The organism is Massilia sp. DJPM01, assembly GCF_030348125.1.
In the GTDB taxonomy this organism is placed as follows: Bacteria; Pseudomonadota; Gammaproteobacteria; order Burkholderiales; family Burkholderiaceae_D; genus Telluria_A; species Telluria_A frigida.
This window is the reverse complement of the sequence record NZ_JAQOZV010000197.1, coordinates 1-889: the sequence shown is the minus strand read 5'-3', so window position 1 is coordinate 889 and position 889 is coordinate 1. Positions and strand designations below refer to the sequence as shown.

At 55.0% G+C, this 889-nt stretch carries 2 protein-coding genes; both read right to left on the bottom strand.

All coding sequences use genetic code 11. The features are described 5' to 3' along the window. Nucleotides 1-129 precede the first annotated feature (129 nt). Nucleotides 130-447, bottom strand: a complete 318-nt coding sequence (rpsJ, locus tag PO883_RS34640; RefSeq protein ID WP_005663509.1) for a 30S ribosomal protein S10 — start codon at nucleotides 445-447, stop codon at nucleotides 130-132. 112 nt (nucleotides 448-559) lie between these two features. Next, nucleotides 560-889 (bottom strand): elongation factor Tu (locus tag PO883_RS34635; protein WP_289313826.1); only part of this gene is annotated, 330 nt, incomplete at its 5' end.

The following is an 889-nucleotide window of genomic DNA, read 5'->3' as shown; positions in this document are numbered from 1 at the left end:
CGTGGCGTGGGGGAAGCTGAAAATAGGACAATGTAAACGCATCAGGGCCGGGTCCGTTCGCTAAAAGCGAACTCGCCCGGCCCTGACTCGCCCGCGCACATCAATGCGCTGGCGGCAACACTGCAATGATTATTGCAGTTTGATTTCGACGTCGACGCCAGCTGGCAGATCCAGCTTCATCAGCGCGTCAACGGTCTTGTCCGTTGGGTCCACGATGTCCATCAGACGCTGGTGCGTACGGATTTCGAACTGGTCGCGCGAGGTTTTGTTGACGTGCGGCGAACGCAGGACGTCAAACCGCTGGATGCGGGTTGGCAGTGGGACTGGGCCTTTGACAACAGCGCCGGTACGCTTGGCGGTGTCGACGATTTCCAGTGCGGACTGGTCGATCAGCTTGTAGTCGAACGCTTTGAGGCGAATGCGGATTTTCTGGTTTGGTGCGGACATGGTAATTCCCTTAAAAAGAACGAACCGGCGTTGAACCGGCAATATGAATTTTTTGCTTGGGCACATCAGGTAAGAAAGCAAGTATACCTGCTTTCCTACCCTTTCCTACAAATTACTTACCAGCGACTTCGCTGAGGATCTTTGCAACAACACCTGCGCCAACGGTACGGCCACCTTCGCGGATGGCGAAACGCAGGCCTTCTTCCATCGCGATCGGGTTGATCAGCTTGACGGTGATCGACACGTTATCGCCTGGCATAACCATTTCTTTGTCCGCTGGCAACTCGATCGAACCAGTCACGTCCGTCGTACGGAAGTAGAACTGTGGACGATAGTTGTTGAAGAACGGGGTGTGACGGCCGCCTTCGTCTTTCGACAGGACATAGATCTCGCCGGTGAAGTGATTGTGCGGCTTGATCGAGTTCGGCTTGGCCAGAACCTG

Coding starts and splice junctions, on each gene's coding strand:
- rpsJ (WP_005663509.1), bottom strand. CDS start 447: ATGTCCGCACCAAACCAGAAAATCCGCATTCGCCTCAAAGCGTTCGAC.